Below are 818 nucleotides of genomic sequence, written 5' to 3' on the forward strand. Positions count from 1 at the left end.
CCCGCACCTGCTGTCCGACCTGTCCCCGGTGAACGCGGCGATCAGCGCGCTGGTGCTGCCGAGCGCCTTTCGGCCGGATCTTGTAGGTCACCGTGAACGGGTTCTGGCTGGTCACCTCGGCCGACACCAGCAGGGTCGGGTCCATCTCCCAGCGGGAACCGGTCGGCATGTTGGGGTCGGGGACCGGCCGAAAGGCGCTCGGCAGCACCAGCGCGCTGATCGCCGCGTTCACCGGGGACAGGTCGGACAGCAGGTGCGGGTTGAAGCCGGCCCCGATCGAGTCGATGCCCATGATGATCTCGCTGACCCGCGGTGGCGGCGGCACGGAGTTGTGCGGCGTATCGGTGCTCTGCGGCGCCGGCGGCGGGTTGACCGTACAGGCCGAGAGCACGAGTCCGACCAAAAAGATCAGTCCGCCCAGCACCATGAACCAACGGCGGACTCGTCTCGGCACGCTGATCAGGGTATCGAGCAACCGCACAGCAGCCCGTCCAACCACCCCGGTGTTAACCCCGCGCCTTGGCGCGCGACCGGCTGCGGGCCCGGGCGGTGGCGTCCAGCTCGACCTTGCGCACCCGCACGATCTCCGGGGTCACCTCGACGCATTCGTCTTGCGCGCAGAGGATCTCGACATCAACGTCACCCGCGAGAAGAAGCTGACCAACATGCGGTCGTCGACCGCCGATGTCATCGAAACGCTGGCCCGGCCGCTCGAACTCGATCTCGAGCAGGCCATGGAATTCTGCGCGCAAGACGAATGCGTCGAGGTGACCCCGGAGATCGTGCGGGTGCGCAAGGTCGAGCTGGGCGCCGCGTCT

General features: G+C 67.8%; 4 pseudogenes. 2 read left to right on the plus strand and 2 right to left on the minus strand.

The window, feature by feature from the left end:
• Positions 1 to 76, plus strand: a pseudogene (locus A5646_RS30495) (hypothetical protein); the annotation flags it as partial.
• Here the strand turns inward: A5646_RS30495 and A5646_RS23195 are convergent.
• A pseudogene (locus A5646_RS23195) lies at positions 68 to 427 on the minus strand (ABC transporter family substrate-binding protein); the annotation flags it as partial. The pseudogenes A5646_RS30495 and A5646_RS23195 sit on opposite strands and share 9 nt — an antisense overlap.
• A gap of 79 nt (positions 428 to 506) precedes the next feature.
• Positions 507 to 623: pseudogene (locus A5646_RS30140) on the minus strand (hypothetical protein); the annotation flags it as partial.
• Between A5646_RS30140 and A5646_RS23200 the strand changes: the two are divergent.
• A pseudogene (locus A5646_RS23200) lies at positions 615 to 818 on the plus strand (translational GTPase TypA); the annotation flags it as partial. The pseudogenes A5646_RS30140 and A5646_RS23200 overlap by 9 nt on opposite strands.

Source organism: Mycobacterium sp. 1245499.0, assembly GCF_001673615.1.
Taxonomy (GTDB): Bacteria; Actinomycetota; Actinomycetes; order Mycobacteriales; family Mycobacteriaceae; genus Mycobacterium; species Mycobacterium europaeum_A.